The following is a 19,077-nucleotide window of genomic DNA, read 5'->3' as shown; positions in this document are numbered from 1 at the left end:
TCCCCTACGGCTGGAACGGGCCGCGGCCCATCTGCTCGCGGACGGTCACGACGGGCGGGTTGGTGAGGCTCCGCCGCTGCCAGTTGGCGCCGTCCACGACCAGGGTGTGCCCGGAGACGAACCGGGCATAGGGGGAGGCGAGGAAGGTCGCGGCCCAGCCGAGTTCGCGCAGCCGTCCGACGCGCAGGGCCGGTTGGCACGCGTCCTTCACCTGCGTCCGGTCCAGATTGCCCTTGATGTCGGCGGTCATGTCCTCGTGCGGGAACATCCCCGGCACCAGTCCGTTGACCTGGATCCCGTACGGCCCCCACTCGACGGCGAGGGTCTCCACGAGGTTCTTCACCCCGGCCTTCGCGGCGGCGCTGTGCGCGAACCCCGGCCCGCCCGTCCAGGCGTAGGACGCGCCGACGTTGACGATCGAGCCGGGCGTCCCGGCCTCCAGGTGGCGGCGGGCGAACTCCCTGGCGCAGAAGTACGTGCCGTTGAGCGTGATGTCCACGACCGTCCGCCAGGCGTTCGGCGACATGTCCTCGGCCGGGACGGGGAAGTTGGCGGCCGCGTTGTTGACGAGCACGCCGGGCGGCCCGAACGCCTCGGCCGCCGTGTCGAAGGCCGCCGCGATCCGCTCGGGGTCGCGGATGTCGCAGGGCACGGCGAGCACCCGCCCGCCGAGCTCGCGGAGCACCGCCTCGCCCTGCTCCAGGTGCTCCCGCTTGCGGCTGGCGATGACGAGGTCGGCGCCGAGCCTCGCGAACTCGACGGCGATCGCCAGGCCCAGGCCGGTACCGCCGCCGGTGACCAGCACGCTCGTGCCCGCGAACGTGCCCGGCGGCAGCGCGGCGGCGCCGATGGGAGGCGGCTCGGGCAGGCCGGGGGTAGGGGTCGCGGCGGTGGGCTCGGTCATGGTCAGCTCCCGGTGTAGTGCGGTGCGCGGTTCTCGGCGCGGGCCCCGCGCATCTCGGCGAGGTCGTGGGAGGCGCTGAGGAACGTCTGGTAGATCAGTTCGTCCGCCATCGACGCCCTGACCTCGGGCTCGGCGAGACGGGACAGGACCCGGCGGGCCATGTTCACGGTCGCCTTGGGCGCGGCGGCGATCTTCTCGGCCATCTCGCGCGCCACGGTGTCCAGGTCGGCCTCGGGAACGACCCGGGAGACCACACCGTGCCCGAGCGCCTCGGCGGCGTGCATGGCGCGGCCGGTGAGCACCAGGTCGGCGACCACCCCGTGCCCGCACATCTGGAACAGCCGCGCCATGCCTCCGGTGTCGGGGATGACGCCGTGGCCGGTCTCGGGCAGCATCATCCGGGCGCCCTCCGCCGCGATCCGGATGTCGCACAGCAGCGCGCGCTGGAACGAGGCGCCGATCGACCAGCCCTTCATCGCCACGATGACGGGCGCCTCGAGGTCGAAGAGCTGCTGGATGCCGCGGTGCCCGCGCTTCATCAGCTCGTGGTGGGTCAGCGCCACCTCTCCCCCGCCGAGGGCCCCGACATCGCGCCCCGAAGAGAACGACTTGCCTTCACCGCGCCAGATGACGGCCCGGATACCGGGGTCGGCCTTCAACTCGCCCAGGATCGCGAACAGCCTCGCGTCCATCTCGTCGTCGAAGGCGTTGTGCTTGCCCGGGTTGTCGTTGGTGATGGTGGCGATGGGCCCGTCGACGTCCAACCTCACGCGCTCGGTCACAGCACGACTCCTGACTAAATACTTTATACAGGATGTCGTTGTAACATCCGCGCGCCCGTCCCACAACCTCTTGTCCCCCATCCTCCCGCCGTGCCCGACGCGTACCCGACGGGCCGGCGGCTCATCGGGTACCGCGAAGGATCATCCGGCGCCGGGCTCCGGGGCGAGGGCGACGGTGGCGGGGATGCCGCGGGCGGTCATCTTCGTGTACGGGCAGTGCGTGAGCGCGCGGGCGAGCAGGCGGCGGGCGGTGGCCCGGGGAACACCCGGCCAGGCGACCTCGACGTTCGCCTGGAGGAGGTAGCCGCCATCGGCGGGGTCGCGGCCGACGGCGACGGTCGCCTGGACCGTGATCGGGGCGGGGTCCAGCAGGTGCTGGCGGGCGACCAGGGTGAGTTCGCCGTGCACCGAGGCGGCGAAGGCCGCGGCGAAGAGCTGCTCGGGGTTCGGGCCGCCGCCGTCGCCGCCGAGTTCCGCGGGCATCCGCAGGTCGAACGCGAGGGCGCCGTCACCGGATCTGGCGCGGCCGGTCGCCCGGCCGTGCGCGAGGATCCCGCCGTCCACCGCGACCCGGGCCTCGTAGAGCGGCTTGAACCGGGTGCCGCCGGGCGCGCCGTCCGCGGTCGGGTCGCTCACGTTCCCGTCCCCCTTCCGGGGCCCGCGGGCGTCCGGTGGGAGGCGTCGCCCGCCAGCCCGAGCTGCCAGCGCCGCAGTTTGTCGGGGTTCAGCATGATCCACACCGCGGTGACGTCATCGCCCGCGACGCTCGCGCTGACCACCGCCACGACCTGCTCCTCCGCGCGGAGGAGCACCCCCGCCCTGCCGTTGACCGAGCCGAGGGCGACCGCGGGCCGCGGTTCCCCGCCCAGCAGGTCGGTGACGAACCGGGCGACCGCGGCCGCGCCGAGGGTGGGTTCCGACGCGGCGCGCACCTTGCCGCCGCCGTCGCTCACCACCATCGCGTCCGCCGCCAGGACCGCCCGCAGCGCCGCCGCGTCCCCGGTGGCGCAGGCCCCGGCGAACCGCCGCACGACCGCGTCGTGCCCGGCGAGCAGGTCGGGGTTCGCGTCGTCCCGAGGGGGGTTGCGGCGCAGCCACTCGCTGACGGGATCGGGACCTCCGCGCGGCTCAGGCCGGTGCTCCACGTCGCCCGGGACGTCCGGGAGCAGCCCCTCGGGCACGGTCACCGCCGCGGTGGAGGCGAGCAGTTCCAGGCAGATGCCCCCCGCGGTCCTGGTCAGCCATGCCCGGGGCACGGCGATGCCCGCGCGGTCCCGGTCGGCCAGCGCGTACCAGCGGCGGTAGGTCGCGTGGACGATCTCGTCGGCGGCCGCCGGATCGAACAGCCAGGTCGCGATCTCCAGCAGATGGCGCCGCTCGTCGAGCATCTCGGCCAGGGAGACCGCGCTCGCGCCGGTCACGACCCACCGTCCCCGTGCCTCGCCGCGGCCACCGGCGGGCGGGGACCTCCCGCCCGGCCCGATGGGGCGGGGCGGCTTCCGGCCGTCGGAATCATGCGCACGTCGTCCTCCTTCGCTCGCCACTATGACCGGGCACCCGGTCGCGCTGTGACCCACCCCAGGTGAGGCGGTCGGCTAAGTCCGCGGACGCCGCGGCGATCTTGACGGGATTCACCATCCACAGGACCTGGTCGATGCCCTCGGCGGAGGCGCTGACGGCGAGTACGGCGATCAGCCGGCCGTCGTCGCGCAGGAGGGCCGCCCGCTCCCCGTTGATCTCACCCCAGTCGACGGTGACCCCGGGCCACGCCCGGGTCGCGATCGAGGCGGTGAAGTAGGCGACGCGCGCCGACCCGACCACCGGAAGCCGGGCCGCCCGGTGGCCGCCTCCGCCGTCGGAGTAGCTGACCACGTCCGCGGCGAGCAGTTTCTCCAGGGCGGCGAGATCCCCGATCCGGGCGGCGGCGACGAAGGCGGTCAGCAGTTCGCGGTGCTCGGCGTCGCTCACCGGCGCCCGGCGCTCGGACCACAGGTGCCGGCGCGCCCTGCTGACGAGCTTCCGCGCCGCCGTGTCGTTCACCTGGACGATGTCGGCTATCTGCGGATACGGATACTCGAACGCCTCCCGCAGGATGAACGCCGCGCGTTCGGTGGGCGAGAGCCGTTCCAGGAGCATCAGGACCGCGAGGCCGAGCGCCTCGGCGCGCTCCGCGCCGAGGAACGGGTCGCCGCCGGTGGCGACGGGCTCGGGCAGCCAGGGCCCGACATAGGTCTCGCGCCGGACCCGCGCGGACTGCAGGACGTTGATCGCGAGCCGGGTCGTCGCCGTCGTCAGGAACGCGACGGGGGTGGTCACCGAGGCCCGGTCATAGGTCTGCCAGCGCAGCCACACCTCCTGGAGCACGTCCTCGGCCTCGGTCGCGCTGCCCAGCATCCGGTAGGCGATGCCGAACAGGCGGGGCCGTGCGGCCGTGAAGACCTCCGCCGCCTTGTCGGGATCCTCCGGCCCGCCGGTGTGCGCCTGCCCGGCGTCCGCCATGGTGATCGTCTCCTCGCGCTGGTCGCGGGCGGATCCGGCACTCGCCCGCCCATGGTCAAGGAATGACCGGACAGGCCCGCGATTTGTGACGAGATCGGCAAGGGCGGTTCCGGCCCCTCTGACGCGCACCCGCGCGGGAACGGGTCGATCTCCGGTCCGGGCGACGTATGAGGCGGTGGGGACGCCCCGCCCGGTGGGGTGCCATCCTGGAAACGGCCGCGCCGCGTGGATCCTCCCTTGATCCACGCGGCGCGCCGCTCTCGTTCCGTCAGCTCAGGCGGTGCCCGCGCTGACGGGGTGGTGCGCTCAGGCCTTCTCGCCCGCGGCCTCGAGGATGACGGCGGCCACCTCGTCGGGCCGGGAGGCGCCGACCGCGTGGGACGCGCCGGCGACCTCGCGGGTCCCGCGAGAGGAGGCGCGCTCGGCCATGAACCGGAGCGCCTCGGCCGGGATGTTGAGGTCCCGCTCGCCGTGCACGAACCACGACGGGGTCGTGCGCCACGCCGGCGTGGCGGTGCTCAGGCCGTCGGTGAGGGCCCGCTCGGTCACCGGGCGCTGGGTGGCGCCCATCAGGCCCGCCTCCTCGGCGCCGAGGTCGGCGCAGAACTGGAAGTGGAACTTGGCCGGGTCGATGCGGAACTCGTCGCCGCCGGTGGAGACCGGGTAGGACACCAGCGCCGCGCCCAGGGAGCTGCCCGGGAACTTGCCGGACAGCTCGAACGCGCTCTCACCGGTCTCGGGGGCGAACGCGCCCACGTAGACCAGGGACTGCACGGAGGCGAGCCCCGCCGCGGCCTCGGTGATGACCATGCCGCCGTAGGAGTGCCCGACGAGGACGACCGGGCCCCCGAGGCCGTTGATCACGTCGCGGACGTAGGTGGCGTCGCCGTCCAGGCCGCGCAGCGGGTTCGCCACCGCGACCGAGCGGTAGCCGCGACCGTGCAGGTTCCGGATGACGCCGTTCCAGCTGGCCGACTCGGCGAAGGCGCCGTGGACCAGGACGATGACGGGCTTCTCGGTGGTGCTCATCAGTTGGCCTTTCCGGAGTGCAGGGCGTACTTGAGGACCACGATCGACTGGGCGACGGCGCCGCGCACGGCGCGGGAGTCGGCCAGGGGGTTGAGCATCATGAAGTCGTGCAGGGTGCCGTTGTAGCGGACGCTGATGGTCGGCACGCCCGCCTCGGTGAGCTTGCGGGCGTAGGCCTCGCCCTCGTCGCGGAGCACGTCGTTCTCGTCCACGATGATGAACGCGGGCGGCAGGCCGGCCAGCTCGTCGAGGGTGGCGCGCAGCGGCGACGCGGTGATCTCGGCGCGCTGCGCGGGGTCGGTGGTGTAGGCGTCCCAGAACCAGGCCATGGCCTTGGCGGTCAGGTAGGGGCCGTCGGCGAACTCGCGGTAGCTGTCGGTGTCCTGGCCCGCGTCGGTCACGGGGTAGTACAGCGACTGGTGCACGAACTTGACGTCGCCGCGCTGCTTGGCCATCAGGGTGAGGGCCGCGGTCATGTTGCCGCCGACGGAGTCGCCCGCGATCGCCATGCGGGAGACGTCGAGGTTGCCCTTCGCGCCGTTGGCGGTCAGGAACCGGGCGGCCGCGTAGGCCTGCTCGATCGCGACCGGGTAGCGGGACTCGGGCGAGCGGTCGTACTCCACGAACGCGACGGCGGCGTGCGCGCCGACGGCGAGTTCGCGGACGAGCCGGTCGTGGGTGCCGGCGTTGCCGATCACCCAGCCGCCGCCGTGCACGTACAGCACGACCGGCAGGATCTCGTCGGCGGTCCCGGCGGGCTTGACGATCCTGACCTTCACCTCGCCGACCTCCGACGGCACGGTGAGCCATTTGTCGTCGACCTCCGGCAGCGTGACGGGGGTCTTCTGGAGGTCGTCCAGGACCTTGCGCGCGCCCTCGGCGCCCAGCTCGTAGAGGAACGGGGGCTTGGAGGTGGCGTCGGCGATCGCCTGCGCCGCCGGCTCCAGGATGTGCTTGCTCATTCCGGCTTTCCTTCCGTAGTGGCCGGGGCATCGGTGGCCCGGCCGAAATCGCCGACCGGCTCCTCACGGAAGCCGATCGACCGGTGTGTTCCGTCACAGAGAGGCTTGTTGGCGGAGTGGCCGCACCGGCACAGGGTCATCCGGTTGCGGGTCTCCAGGGGCTTGCCGTCCGAGCGGTGCACCTGCACGCCGCCGGTGACCCAGAGCGCGCTGGCCAGGCCGTCCTCTTCTTCGAGGACCGAGATCGCCTCGGGGAGGTCGACCTCGACGGTCTGCCCTCCGCGTTCCAGGGCGTAGGTGTAGGACCCGGACGGGCAGTGGTCGACGCGGCCCATGATGTTGGAGCGCACGTCGGGGTCCGCGGTGTCGTCGAGCATCTTGGCGATCGGCCTGGTGTGCCCGATGCAGAACGCCGCGTGGACGCACAGTTCGCCGACGCGCTGGAGCGAGATGCCGGTGCCGTCGTGGACGTGCTGGAGCTCCCGGTACGGCGTGGTGATGGCGTTCTCGGCGCCGTCGAAGCCGACGACCGCGTGGGTCCCGTCGCAGAAGGGCTTGGAGGCGGAGCGGCCGCAGCGGCAGAGCGCGTAGGTCTCCTCGGTCTCCAGCCGCTCGCCGGTCTTCCAGGTCAGCGCGTCCTTGTTCTCCGGGCCGACGATCTTGGTCTTGCGGCGGAGCGGGACCTTGCCGTAGACGAGGTAGGGGCCGTCGGGCAGCACCGCGATGCGCCGCCGGTCGGTCTGGCTCCAGCCGCGTTCCTCCGGCGGGACGTAGTCGAACGTCGGGCCCGAGGTCATGCCGTCGCCGTCGGGCATCAGCATCAGGGCCTCGGCCTGCTCCTGGAGCCCGTACATGGTGCCGGTCGCGACCGAGAGCAGCCGCGGGCTCCCGTTGAACGCCTGCTCCAGCAGGTGCAGCAGCGCGGAGTAGGTGTGGTTGAACTCCTCCTGCGCGTCCCGGATCGGGTCGCCCGGCTCGTGGTCGTCCAGCCGCGGGTCGCGCCGCATCCGGTGCACGCCGTCGGGGTCGAAGCCGATCGCCTCGCCGGTCGGGCCCGACGCCGGGGTGTCGCCGCGCCGGTAGCGCCGCCCGACCTTGAGCTCGTGGAAGCGGTAGTAGTGCGCGACCTCGTCCCGTTCGGGGTGGTGCACATCGCGGTCGCCGTCCCAGACCTCGTTGCGGAGCAGGCCCTCGCCCTGTTCGACGATCTCGGCGAGCGCGGTCAGCGCCGACTCCAGGTCGGTGACCGCGATGATCCGTCCCGCGGTGTGCCGGAAGTGGCGGTTCTGCACCTGGCGTACCGGGTCGCCGGAGAACACCGCTTCCTCGCCGAGCTGGGCGCACAGGTCCCGCAAGCCCTCCTCGATCGCGGCGTAGAACTGGCCGATCGTCGCGTAGCCGTCGGCCTGCGCCGGGGCGTCGAAGGGCGCGGGCTGCTCGAGCCTGAGGAACAGGTCGAGCGCCTCGGGGCCGAACGGGAGCAGCGACAGCTCGAGGGACGGGTCGCCGTGCGGCAGCCGCCGGGGGTGCCGGGGCAGCATCCGGGGCGTGTCGAGCTCCGGCCGGCCGCCCACCGCGTTGAGCAGGTTCGCGGCGAGCGCCATGTGGAGCATCTCCTCCACGAAGACGCCCGCGACGAGCTGGGCGGCCTCGGGGTTTCGCTCGGGGTCCAGCGAGTAGAGCGCGCACAGGTACGGCGGGAGGGTCGCGTGCTCCAGTTCGATCGCCCACTGGAGGTGCTCGCGCAGGTCGTCGAGCGTGGTGATGCGGGCGGGCGCGACCGGGTCGGGCGCGGGCACGGGCACGGTGAGGTGCTGTACGGGGGCGTTCACGGGAGTCTCGTCTCATCGGTCGAAGGGTCGGGGTGCGCCGGCTGGTCCGCCGGTTCCGGCGCGCCGTGTTTCAGCTCCACGACCGCGCCGAGAAGGCTGCGCAGTTCGACCTCGTAGGCCTGCTCCTCGACCGGGTCGAACAGCCACTGTTCCGGCGGCTGCGCCATGACCTCTTCCGCGTGGCTCGCCACGGCCTCCCTCAGTTCCACCTCGATCTCGATCTCGAGGTCGAACTCGACGTCGTCGTCGCCGTTCTGCGTGCTCATCTCTCCTCCATGGGGGGTCGGGCCCTGCGTCCGGCGATCCGGTCGCCTGACCGCATGGATCAGCTGAATCGAGGCCTGTCCGGACGCGAACAGGCGGGTGAAGCTCGCGCTCTGGTGCGCCGCGAGCGCGTAGGCGCGGTCCGCGCGGTGCCGGGTCGCGACGACCTCGGCGACCTGCGCGGCGCGCCGCGACCAGGACAGGGGCGCGTCACTCGGCCGCTCGACCTGTTCGACCAGGTCGAAGCCCGCGGCGTCGAGGAGCGCGGCAAGTGCGGTTTGGGTAGGGAAGTGGTTGCCCTCAGGCACCGGTGAGATCCCCGGATCCCGGGCGACGACCACCAGCAGCCCCAGCGACGCGCCGGGCCGCAGGACCCGGTGGATCTCCGCGAGCAGCCCCGCCTGATCCCGGACGGTGTCGAGCACGCCCAGGCACCAGGCGACGTCGATCGACGCCGACCGCAGGGGCATGTCCCGGCCGTCCGCCATGATGACGGGCAGTCCGAACATCCGGGCGGCGGCGCGGCACGCGGCCGGCATCGGCTCCACCAGGATCGGCCGGACGCCGAACCGCTTGGCCGCCCAGGCCGCGGGGCCCCCGGCGCCCGCGCCGACGTCGAGCAGGACCGTCCCGGTCGACAGCTCGCACGCCTCGGCCAGCCAGGCCAGCGCGGCGGGGCTCGCGCTGCCGCGGCAGGCCGCCGGGATCGCGTAGCGCTCCCCCAGCTGCGCGACGGCGTCCGCGGTCCAGCCCGCGATGTCGTCGAACTCGGCTTCCATCGCCACTGCGGTCATCTGGCCTGTCCTTACCTCTCCGGCGCCGCTGCGGCGGCGGCCGTGCGCTTCCTCGGTGCGTCAGGGGTCGGGGTGGGAGGGGACACGGCGGCACACTCTGCGCCAGGCTCCGCCGCGTCCCCCGCAATGGGCACGGACGTGCCGTGTCAGGCGGTCTTCAGCCAGTCCTTGTAGGTGATCTGGCCGAGGGTCGCGCCCTCGCCCGGGACCAGCGTCAGCTCGTCGATCTCCGCGCCGAAGTAGTGCGCGTGCGGGTCGGTGACGACCTCGCGCGGGTCGCCCCATGCCGCGAGCGCCTTCCGGAAGAACTCGTCCATCTGGTAGCGCGTCGGGCCCGCGATCTCGATCGACCCGTTCAGCGGGGTGCCCACCGCGGTCCGGCCGACGTTCTGTGCCACTTCGTCGCCCGCGATCGGCTGGAAGGCGACGGGTGCGATGTACACCTCGTTGCCCTTGGTGGCGCCATCGGCGATGCGCTGGCCGAATTCGAAGAACTGGGTCGCGTGCACGATGGAGAACGGGATGCCCGACTCCTTGATGAGGTTCTCCTGAGCGACCTTCGCCGCGAAGTAGCCGATGTCGGGGCGCCGGCCGGTGCCGACGACCGACAGCGCGACGTGGTGGCCGACCCCGGCCTCCTTCTCCGCGGCCAGCAGGTTGCGGGTGGAGGTGGTGAAGAACTCCAGCACCGCGGCGTCCTCGAACGACGGCGAGTTGGACACGTCGATCACGACGTCCGTGCCCTTCATGACCTCCGCGAGCCCTTCGCCGGTGAGCGTGTTCACGCCGGTGTTCGGCGAGGCCGCGATCGCCTCGTGCCCGTGCTCACCGAGCTTGGTGACGAGCTTCGAGCCGATCAAGCCGGTGCCGCCGATGACCACGATCTTCATGCCAAGGCCCTTCTGTGTCCGCCGGGACTCCCTTGGTGCCCGGTCGACAGCTATGACCGGGCACCGCCACCCGCTGTGACAGGTCGGCGGAAATCGAAGGCAGATCAAAAACGATCCACGACCCGTGTCACAGGAGCGCGCGCCGCCTTGTCTTCTCGGCATACGGAGTCTCGACGGCCCGCGAAGGCCGTCGCCAAGGGGACTCCACCGACGGAAGGAGAGAGGCCATGCCCCCCGCAGGCGCCGAGTACCGGATCCGGGTGCGGATGACCGCGCGCGCCGTCGACGAGCCGCACCGCACCGCGAGCCAGCTCGAACTGCTCTTCGACCTGACCTTCGTGGTCGCGGTCGCCGCGGTCACCGCGCAGTTCGCGCACCACGTCGCCGAGGGGCACGCGCTGAACGGGGTGCTCCCGTTCCTCCAGGTGTTCTTCGCGGTGTGGTGGGCGTGGATGAACTTCACCTGGTTCGCCTCGTCCTACGACACCGACGACGCCCCCTACCGGCTGCTGACGATGGTCCAGATGGGCGGGGTGCTGGTCCTGGCCGCGGGGGTGCCGGCGGCGTCCGACCACGGCGACTTCCTGCTGATCACCATCGGCTACCTGATCATGCGCGTCGCGCTCGTCGCGCAGTGGCTGCGGGCCGCGGCCGAGCATCCGGCGAGCCGCCGGACCGCGCTGCGGTACGCCGCCGGGATCACGGTGCTGGAGGGCGGCTGGATCCTCCGCCTCGTGCTGGCCGAGGCGGGCGCACTGCCGTCCGCGGCGCAGGTCCCCTCGTTCGTGCTGCTGGCCGCGCTGGAACTCGGCGTGCCTCGGTGGGCCGAGCGCGAGCAGCCGACGACGTGGCACCCCCACCACATCGCCGAGCGCTACGGGCTGTTCACGATCATCCTCTTCGGCGAGAGCGTGCTCGCCTCGTCCAACGGAGTTCGCGCCGCCCTGGAGGCCGCCGATGTCAGCGGCACCCTCGTGGTCATCGCGGCGTCCAGCCTGGTCCTGCTGTTCGCGCTGTGGTGGCTCTACTTCCTCCTGCCCTCCGGGGAGGGGCTGAGCGCCCGGCGGCACGCCTCCTACCTGTGGGGGTACGGGCACTACGGCGTGTTCGCGGCCCTCGCGGCCCTCGGGGCCGGACTCGAGGTGGCGGTCGAGCAGACCGGACACGGCGTCGCGGCCTCACCCCTGGCGATCTGCTACGCCGTCGCGGTGCCCGCCGCGATCTTCGTCGGGCTGCTGTGGCTGATCCACACGCCGATCCTGGCCGACCACGTGCTCCGTCCGATCGTGGTCGGCTGCGGGGTCGCCGCCCTCCTCCTGCTTCCCCTGGCGGCCCCGTACACCGGGGCGGCCTCCGTCATCGCGGCGCTCGCCGCGGTGTCCGTGCTGATGGTCCTCATCACCTTCCCCTCGGTGTCCCGTTTCTGCCGGTTGTCCTGACCCTCCCCTGCGCCACTCCCCCGAAAGGCGGTAGCTCCCTCATGAACCGGGCCGTCGCGTGCGTCTTCCCGCCTCAGGCCGATGACCTGTCCTCCCGTCCGCTGCGCGGCCGCGCCGCCGAACTCGCCTTGATCGACGCCCGGCTCGCCGCGCTCGCGGCGGGCTCGGGCGGCGTGGTGGTCGTCGAAGGCGCGCCCGGGGCGGGCAAGACCCGGCTGCTGGCCGAGATCAGCCGACGGGCCGGGGCCGCCGGCATCGACCGCAGGTGCGCCACGGGGGTGCCCGACAGCCGGATGACGCCGTTCGGGGCGCTCTTCGAGGCATTGCTCTCGGGCCCCGACCCGGTGCTGGACGAGGCGGTCCTGCGCGGGCTCACCTCCGAGGACCAGCGCTTCTGGGTGCTCCAGGAGATCCAGGAGCGGCTGGAGAAGCGCGCCGCCGAGCGGCCGCTGGTCGTCCTCATCGACGACGCGCACCGGTGCGACGCCGCGTCGCTGCTCGCGTTGCGCACGCTGCCCCAGCGGCTGGCCGGGCAGGCGATCCTCTGGGTGCTGGCGCTGCGGCCGGGATCCCTGGCGCGCGCCGAGGGCTGTGCCCCGACGGCCTCCCTCGGCCTGCTCGCCGAGCGGCTGCGCGAGACCGGCGCGGTCCGGCTGGAACTCGGCGCGCTGCCCGATGACGCGGTCGCCGCGCTCGCCCGGGACGTCCTGGGCGCCGACGCCGACGCCAACCTGCTCTGCTCGGCCCGCCGTGCCCAGGGGAACCCGCTGCTGCTGGTCGAGCTGCTGCGCGGCCTGCGCGACGAACGCGGCCCGTCGGCGCGGCCCCTCCGCGAGGGACTGCCCCTGCGGTTCGGCTCCTCGATCCGCCACCGCCTCGACGAACTCGCGCCGTCGACCCGTGACGCCGTCCGGATCGCCGCGGCGCTCGGCCGGACCGTCACCGTCGGCGAGCTCGCCGCGCTGCTCGACGTGTCCGCGCTCGAACTCACCGCCGCCACCCGGGAGGCGGTCGCGGCCGACCTTCTCGTGGACGGGCACGACGGGCTCGTCTTCCGGCACGACCTCATCCGGCAGGCCGTCGCCGCCACCCTTCCCGCCGCGCTGCGCCGGAGCCTGCGGCGGCGCGCCGTGGACGTCCGGCTCGACCAGGGGCAGCCCCCGGCCCGGGTGGCCGCCGAACTCGCCGCGACCGCGCTGCCCGGCGATCACCGGGCCGTCGAGCTGCTGCGCGGCGCCGCCGCCGACCTCGCGCCGCACGACCCGGCGGCGGCCGCCGCCGTCAGCAGGCGCGCCCTCGAGCTGTCCGGTCCGGCCGGCCCGCAGACGGCCGATGTCGTCGGCGAGACGGTCATGCTGCTGTGGCGGGACGGGCAGGCCGACGAAGCGCGCGCGCTTGCAGATCGGGCCTTGAGCGGCCGGTTGGAGCCGGAAGCCGAGGCACGGGTACGACTCGGCGTAGCGCGTTTGTCCGGCAGGCACTCCTTCGCCGACGCGGTGCGCGAGTGCCGGACCGCGCTGGACCTGCCCGGCCTGTCGACCCGGATGCGCGCGGCGCTCCTGTCCGTGCAGGCGCTGAACCTCTCGCTCTGCGCGGAGATCGGCGAGACCGACCGGGCCGCGCGGCTCGCCGAGGCCGAGGCGCTGGCCTGCGGAGACCGGGTCGCCGAGGCGACCGCGCTCGCCGCGTCCTCGGTGGTCGCGCTGTACCGGGGCGACCTCGCCGAGGCCTTCCGCCTCCAGCACCGCGCGGTCGGCCTCGCCGCCTCCGCCGACGTGCCGGACGCCCGGTGGATCCCCGAATCCTGCTGGCACACCCTGCTGCTCGGCGCGGCGGGACGGACGGGCGAGGGCCTGCGCGAAGCCGAGGCCGGCATCGCGCGGGCGCAGAAGACCGGACAGGCCCCCGCGCTGTGCCTGTGGACGATGACCCGGGCCAGGCTCCTCTTGGACGCCGGACGGCTCGCCGACGCCAAGGCCGAAGCCGAGGCGGGCCTCGCCATGTCCGGTGACCTCGGTTCCGGCGTCTTCACCGAGGTGACCGCGCGCTATGTGCTCGGCCGGGTCGCGCTGGCGGTCGGCGACAAGGAGGGCATCCGGCGGTGCGCCGCCGATGGGACGCGCTTCCTGGCCGACCCCCTCCCCGCGGCGCACCGCACCGGCGCGTGGATGGCGGCGCTCGCGGCCGACGCCGAAGACGACTCCGTCCGGGCCCTCGACCTCCTGTCCGGGTCCGTCGTCGGCGGGCTCGAACCGTGCTTCGCGACCCCGCCCGACCTCGCGGACCTCGTCGTCTTCACCCGGATCGCCATGCGGGCCGGGGCGCCGGAGCGGGCCGCCCAGGCCGTCGCGGAACTCGACCGGCTCGCCGCGCGCAACCCTGACGTGCGGCTCGTGCGGGGGCTGGCCCGGCACGCCCGCGCGCTGCTCCAGGTGGACGGCGACCTTGCGGAGGAGGCCGTCGCGCTGCTGGCGGACGCCGAACGAAGGCCACTGCACGCCTCCGCGGCGGAGGACGCCGGACGGCTGCTCGCCCTCGGCGGGGACACCGACCGGGCCGTCGCCCTCCTGGACGCCGCGCTCGACCGGCACACCACGAGCGGCGCGGCCAGGGAGGCCGCCCGCGTACGGCGGCGGCTGCGCGGCCTCGGCGTGCGCCGCCCCTCGCCGGCGGAACGGGGTGGGGAGGGCCCGCTCGGGCTGACCCCCGCCGAACTCGACGTCGTCCGGCTCGTGGCCGAGGGCGCGACGAACCGGGAGGCGGCGGCGCACCTGTACCTCTCCCCGCACACCGTCAGCTCCCACCTGCGGCACGCCTTCCAGAAACTGGCGGTCGTCTCACGGGTGGAACTGACGCGGCTGGTGCTGGACCGACCGGACTTTTTGGCGTGACGCCCCGCCGGCAGTTCGGCGGAGCGGTGGACGGGACGGCACGAAGCCGTCCCGGCGAGCAGGAGAGAGGGAGACCGATGCAGTCGGTGGAGGAAGGGTCTCTGTGTGAGCCCCGGCTCAGGGGACGCGATAGGGAAGTCGCCCACCTGGCCGGACTGATCAAGCGGCTGTGCGAAGGGAACGGCGGTGTCCTCCTCGTGGAGGGCGGCCCCGGCGTCGGGAAGAGCCGTCTCGCCCGTGAGGCGCGGGCGCTCGCGGAGTCCACCGGGGTCCGCGTCCTCGCCGGGACCGGCGAGCGCGACCACCAGATCATCCCGTTCGGCGCGCTGCTCCAGGCGCTGGTCTCCGACGGCCGGCCCGTCGTGGACGCCGGGGTGCTCCGGACCCTGTCGGAGGCCGCCGACCAGCGGTTCTGGCTGTTCCAGGCGGTACAGGACCAGCTGCGGCGGGCCGCGCAGGACCGGCCGCTGCTCATCGTCATCGACGACCTCCAGTGGTGCGACGCCGGGACGCTCCTCGCGCTGCGCACCCTCGCGGACCGGCTCACCGGCCAGCCCGTCCTGTGGCTGGCCACCGTCCGTACCGGCTCGCCGGACGCCGACGTCCGGGCCACCGTCGCCAAGCTCACCTACAGCGGCGCCCGCACCCTGCGCCTCGACCCCCTGCCCGACGACGAGGTCGCCCTCATCGCCCGCGACCTGCTGGCCGCCGAACCGGACGCGGACATCCTCGCCCTCCTCCGGCAGGCCGAAGGACGTCCGCTCCAGGTGACCGAGACCCTCCGCGGGCTCGTCGGCGAGGGCGCCGTCACCCGGTCGGACGCGGTCGCCCACCTGACCGGGCGGCACTCGCCGATCCACTCCTACGGCTCCGCGCAGCGCCTCCTCGGCCACCTCTCCCCGCTGGCCAGGGAGGTGCTCCAGCTCGCGTCGGTCCTCGGCCGCGACCTGGAGGCCGACCGGCTCGCCGACCTCAGCGGCCGGACCATCGCCGAACTCGTCGCGGCCCTTCAGGAGGCCGTCGACGCCGACCTCGTCCGGCCCACCGACCCCCTCACCTTCCGGCACGACCTCGTCCGCGAGGCGATCCGCGGGACCGTGCCGGTGTCGCTGCGCCGGGCGCTGCGCAAGCAAGCCGCCGACCTCAGCCTGGCGCGCGGCGCGGCACTCTCCCAGGTCGCGCTGGCCATGGCGGAGACCGCGGAGCCCGGCGACGCCGAGGCCGCCGCGCTGCTGCGCAGGGCGCTCGCCGACCTGTCGGAGGGCTCACCCGAGGCCGCGGTGCCGATCGCGCTCCAGGCCGTCAAGCTCGCCCCCGAAGGCTCGGCGGAACGCGCCGACGCCGTCGCGGACGCTCTTCCCCTGCTCGCGCGGACCGGCCGGGCCGGCGAAGGGCTGGCGCTCGCGGAGTCCGTCCTGGAAGGCGCCCTGCCTGTGGCCGTCGAAGCACGGGTCAGGCTGGGCGCGGCCATGGCGGCGCTGCGGGGGTCGTCGGCCGAGGCGCTGCGGCACAGCCGGGCGGGCGCCCGCCTCGACGGGGCGCCGGACGAGCCGCGCGCGCAGCTCACGGCGCTGCACTGCCTCACCACCCTTCTGACCGGGGACGACGGGGCCGCCGAACTGCTGCTCGCGCCCGCCGGCGAGTCCGTCGCACGGGCCGGGAGCGACCCGGCCGTCGCGCTGCTGCGGACCGCCGACTCCCTGCTGCGGGCCTTCCGGCTGGACTTCACCGAGGCCGAAAGCCTGGCCGCGGCGGCCGTCGCCGCGGCTCCGGACTCCTCCGCGCTGTTCTTCCCCGCGGTCTGGGCGGCGGCGCTGCACGGCATCACCGGCAGGGTCGACGACGGGCTGCGCGCCGCCGACGAGGGCGTCGCGGCGGCGCAGCGGCCGGGCCACGGCCAGGGGCTCGACCTCTGGCGCGCGGTCCGCGCCCGGCTGCTCTTCACCACCGGACGCCTGGCCGAAGCACGTACGGAAGCCGAGGCCGCGCTCGCGCTGGCGGAGGAATCCGGCTCGGGCGAGGCCGTCGCCTTCGAGGCCCTCGCCGTCATCGGACGGGTCGCGGCGCTCACCGGCGACCACGCCGCGGCGGAGCTCGCGGCTACCCGGCTGAGCGACGGGGCGGGACCGCTGCGCCGGGCGGGCGCCCGGTCCGCGGCGCTCCTCGCCGCCCCCGACCGGGCCTGCGCCCTGCTGGAAGAGGCCGCGACGACCTGCGGGCCCCCGACCGCGTCCGGGTTCCCCGCGGACCCGGCCGACGATCCGCATCTCGTGCGGGCCCTCCTGGACGGCGGCCTCCGCGACCACGCCGCCGCCCTGGTCGCCGAGGCGGAGCTCCGGGCCGGGCTCAACCCCGGTGTCCCCTACTTCGCGGCGATCGCGGCGCACACCCGCGGGCTCCTCGACGGCGAGGCCGACGCCGTCCTGCGGGCCGTCGGGATCCTCGACGGGCTGCCCTGCCCGCTGCCGCTCGCCGCCGCGGCGGAGGACGCCGGAAGACTGCTCCTGGAATCCGACCAGGCCGCCGCCGTCCAGCACCTCACCCGGGCCGAGAGCGGCTACACGCGCACCGGCGCCGAGCACGCCGCGGCCGAGGTCCGGCGCAGGCTGAGCGCGGCCGGGCACCGGCGGCGCAGGACCCGGCGGCGCGCCGAGCGGGGCTGGGGCGCGCTCACCCCCGCCGAACGGCGGGTCGCCGCGCTCGTCGCCGAGGGCGCGACCAACCGGCAGGCCGCGGAACGGCTCTTCCTTTCCCCCGCGACCGTCGGCACCCACGTCATGCACATCTTCCACAAAATCGGCGTGAATTCCCGTGTGGAACTCGCCCGCGCTTACCTGGAGCGCGACGGAACCGTCGACTGACGGAACGGCGACAAGGACCGGGACCATTCCCTGACGGGCGGTTCCGGTCCTTCGCGTGCCCGCGAAAGCCCTTGGCCACACCCTGTTCCGTCGGGACCGAAGTCCCCCCGAACTGCGGCAGGAGATCTCATTCGTTCATGTCATGCCGTTCTCCCGCGAAACAGGGATGGTGAGGTGGCAAGCCCGGAACGTCCGGGTGGAGCGCCGGCCCGAAGGAGACGCAAATGCCGTACGTGAAAGTCGGTGAAGAGAACGGCAAGGCGATTCATCTCTTCTACGAGGACCACGGTTCGGGAACTCCCGTGGTACTCGTCCACGGCTTCCCGCTGAGCGGGGCGGCCTGGGAGAAGCAGACGGCGGCGCTGCTGGACGAGGGGCATCGCGTCATCACCTACGACCGGCGTGGATTCGGCAAGTCCGACCAGCCCTCGTTCGGCTATGACTTCGACACCTTCGCCGCCGACCTCAGCGTCCTCATGGAAGCGCTCGACCTGCGCGACGGCGTTCTCGTCGGGTCCTGCATGGGCACCGGCGAAGTCGCCCGCTACATCGGGACGTACAGCTCCGCGCGGGTCGCCAAGGCGGTGATGCTCGCGCCGCTGCCGCCCTGCCTCGGCTGGGACGACGACAACCCCGAGGGCATCGACTGGTCCATCTTCGCCGACATGCGGCGCGAGATCCGCACCGACCGGTTCGCCTTCCTGAAGAACTTCCTCGAAGAGGCGCACAACGCCGACGTCCTGGGCGGCTCCCGGATCGGCTTCGACGCGCTGCGGGCGTTCTTCACCGTCGCCGCCGCGGCGAGCGCGACCGCCACCCACGACAGCGTCGCCGCCTGGACCGCCGACTTCCGCGACGACCTCGCGAAGTTCGACATCCCCGTCCTCGCCGTTCAGGGCGAGGACGACCGGATCATGCCGATCGCCGTGACCGGAGACCGGCTCAAGGGCCACCTCCACGACCTCCGCTACGAGGTCGTCGAAGGCGGCCCGCACGCCATCGGCTGGACCCACGCCGACGAGGTCAACGCCGCCCTCATCGACTTCCTCCGCTGACCGCGCCTTCCGCACCACACGAGAACAAGGAACCCGTATGAACACCACACGCCGTACCCGTCCGCTGCGCTTCGCCGGGCTGCTCACCGGCCTCGCGCTGACCGCCGCGTCCCTGTCCTTCTCCAGCGGGCCCGCCACCGCGGGCGGCCCGAAGCCCGTCAAGCCGACCATCGTGCTCGTGCACGGCGCGTGGGCCGACGCCTCCGGCTGGAACGGCGTCATCGAGCGCCTCCAGAAGGACGGCTACACCGCCGTCGCCGTCGCCAACCCGCTGCGCGGCCTCGCCGCCGACTCGACCTACCTCGACACGGTCATCGCCAGCATCGAAGGCCCGATCGTCCTCGTCGGCCACTCCTACGGCGGCGAGGTCATCGGCCAGACCACCCCCGACCCCGACGTGAAGTCCCTCGTCTACGTCTCGGCCTTCATCCCCGACACGGGCGAGGACGCCTTCTCGATCTCCGCCCGCTTCCCGGGCAGCAAGATCGGCCCGGACACCATCCGGACCGTCCCGCTCCCGTCGGGCGACGCCGACATCTACCTGCGCACCGAGACGTTCGCCGAGGTCTTCGCGGGCGGCCTGTCCGCCAAGACCGCCCGCCTCCTCGGCGCCACCCAGCGGCCCATCACCTACGGCGCGCTGTCCGAGCCCGCCCAGGGCACCCCGGCCTGGAAGCGGCTGCCGTCCTGGGCCGTCATCTCCAAGACCGACCAGGCCATCCCGGTGGCCGCGCAGCGCTTCATGACGGCCCGCGCCGGCTCCCACACCCTCGAGCTCAACGCCTCGCACGTCGCGCTGATCACCAAGGCGGGCGCCGTCGCGGACGTCATCGAGAAGGCCGCCCGCTGAGCCGTCCGCAGAACCGCCCGCTTGT

15 protein-coding genes are annotated in these 19,077 nt (G+C 73.7%); 5 read left to right on the top strand and 10 right to left on the bottom strand.

The window, feature by feature from the left end:
* Positions 1–4 precede the first annotated feature (4 nt).
* The 10 genes from EDD29_RS14415 to EDD29_RS14370 all read right to left on the bottom strand — a co-directional run bounded on the left by EDD29_RS14415 (position 5) and on the right by EDD29_RS14370 (position 9,956).
* Entirely contained in the window at positions 5–904 is a 900-nt protein-coding gene (locus EDD29_RS14415; protein ID WP_123664895.1) for an SDR family oxidoreductase, read from the bottom strand.
* Positions 905–906: 2 nt separating this feature from the next.
* Positions 907–1,686, bottom strand: a complete 780-nt coding sequence (locus tag EDD29_RS14410) for an enoyl-CoA hydratase/isomerase family protein (protein ID WP_211359718.1) — start codon at positions 1,684–1,686, stop codon at positions 907–909.
* Between the two features lie 141 nt (positions 1,687–1,827).
* Positions 1,828–2,322: an Ohr family peroxiredoxin gene (locus EDD29_RS14405; RefSeq protein ID WP_123664893.1), complete on the bottom strand. Its 495-nt coding sequence runs from the start codon at positions 2,320–2,322 to the stop codon at positions 1,828–1,830.
* Positions 2,319–3,107, bottom strand: a complete 789-nt coding sequence (locus tag EDD29_RS45435) for a sigma-70 family RNA polymerase sigma factor family protein (protein WP_170201401.1) — start codon at positions 3,105–3,107, stop codon at positions 2,319–2,321. Before EDD29_RS45435 ends, EDD29_RS14405 begins: the two co-directional genes overlap by 4 nt.
* A 91-nt stretch (positions 3,108–3,198) precedes the next feature.
* Positions 3,199–4,185: an RNA polymerase sigma-70 factor gene (locus tag EDD29_RS14395; protein ID WP_123664892.1), complete on the bottom strand. Its 987-nt coding sequence runs from the start codon at positions 4,183–4,185 to the stop codon at positions 3,199–3,201.
* Between the two features lie 306 nt (positions 4,186–4,491).
* On the bottom strand, positions 4,492–5,214 hold the full coding sequence (locus EDD29_RS14390) for an alpha/beta fold hydrolase (RefSeq protein ID WP_123664891.1): 723 nt from the start codon (positions 5,212–5,214) through the stop codon (positions 4,492–4,494).
* A complete protein-coding gene (locus tag EDD29_RS14385) occupies positions 5,214–6,176 on the bottom strand; it encodes an alpha/beta hydrolase (RefSeq protein WP_123664890.1) in 963 nt (320 codons plus the stop codon). Before EDD29_RS14385 ends, EDD29_RS14390 begins: the two co-directional genes overlap by 1 nt.
* Positions 6,173–8,008: a ferritin-like domain-containing protein gene (locus EDD29_RS14380; protein WP_123664889.1), complete on the bottom strand. Its 1,836-nt coding sequence runs from the start codon at positions 8,006–8,008 to the stop codon at positions 6,173–6,175. The genes EDD29_RS14385 and EDD29_RS14380 overlap by 4 nt, the downstream gene beginning before the upstream one ends.
* The gene (locus EDD29_RS14375; RefSeq protein ID WP_123664888.1) at positions 8,005–9,066 is read right to left on the bottom strand and encodes a class I SAM-dependent methyltransferase; all 1,062 of its coding nucleotides are present in this window, start codon (positions 9,064–9,066) and stop codon (positions 8,005–8,007) included. The genes EDD29_RS14380 and EDD29_RS14375 overlap by 4 nt, the downstream gene beginning before the upstream one ends.
* A 146-nt stretch (positions 9,067–9,212) precedes the next feature.
* Complete coding sequence (locus EDD29_RS14370) at positions 9,213–9,956, bottom strand: SDR family oxidoreductase (protein WP_123664887.1); 744 nt, start codon at positions 9,954–9,956, stop codon at positions 9,213–9,215.
* A 227-nt stretch (positions 9,957–10,183) separates the two neighbouring features.
* Between EDD29_RS14370 and EDD29_RS14365 the strand changes: the two genes are divergently transcribed.
* The 5 genes from EDD29_RS14365 (at position 10,184) to EDD29_RS14345 (ending at position 19,052) form a co-directional block, all read left to right on the top strand.
* A complete protein-coding gene (locus EDD29_RS14365) occupies positions 10,184–11,395 on the top strand; it encodes a low temperature requirement protein A (protein WP_123664886.1) in 1,212 nt (403 codons plus the stop codon).
* A gap of 41 nt (positions 11,396–11,436) precedes the next feature.
* On the top strand, positions 11,437–14,286 hold the full coding sequence (locus EDD29_RS14360) for a helix-turn-helix transcriptional regulator (protein WP_123664885.1): 2,850 nt from the start codon (positions 11,437–11,439) through the stop codon (positions 14,284–14,286).
* A gap of 77 nt (positions 14,287–14,363) precedes the next feature.
* A complete protein-coding gene (locus tag EDD29_RS14355; protein ID WP_123664884.1) occupies positions 14,364–17,147 on the top strand; it encodes a helix-turn-helix transcriptional regulator in 2,784 nt (927 codons plus the stop codon).
* Between the two features lie 224 nt (positions 17,148–17,371).
* Positions 17,372–18,202: an alpha/beta fold hydrolase gene (locus EDD29_RS14350; RefSeq protein WP_123664883.1), complete on the top strand. Its 831-nt coding sequence runs from the start codon at positions 17,372–17,374 to the stop codon at positions 18,200–18,202.
* Between the two features lie 37 nt (positions 18,203–18,239).
* On the top strand, positions 18,240–19,052 hold the full coding sequence (locus EDD29_RS14345) for an alpha/beta hydrolase (RefSeq protein WP_123664882.1): 813 nt from the start codon (positions 18,240–18,242) through the stop codon (positions 19,050–19,052).
* The last annotated feature ends 25 nt before the right edge of the window (positions 19,053–19,077 follow it).

Origin of the sequence: Actinocorallia herbida, from assembly GCF_003751225.1 — a bacterium.
GTDB lineage: Bacteria > Actinomycetota > Actinomycetes > Streptosporangiales > Streptosporangiaceae > Actinocorallia > Actinocorallia herbida.
Note: the sequence above shows the minus strand (reverse complement) of the source record. Positions and strands in the feature narration are given on the sequence as shown.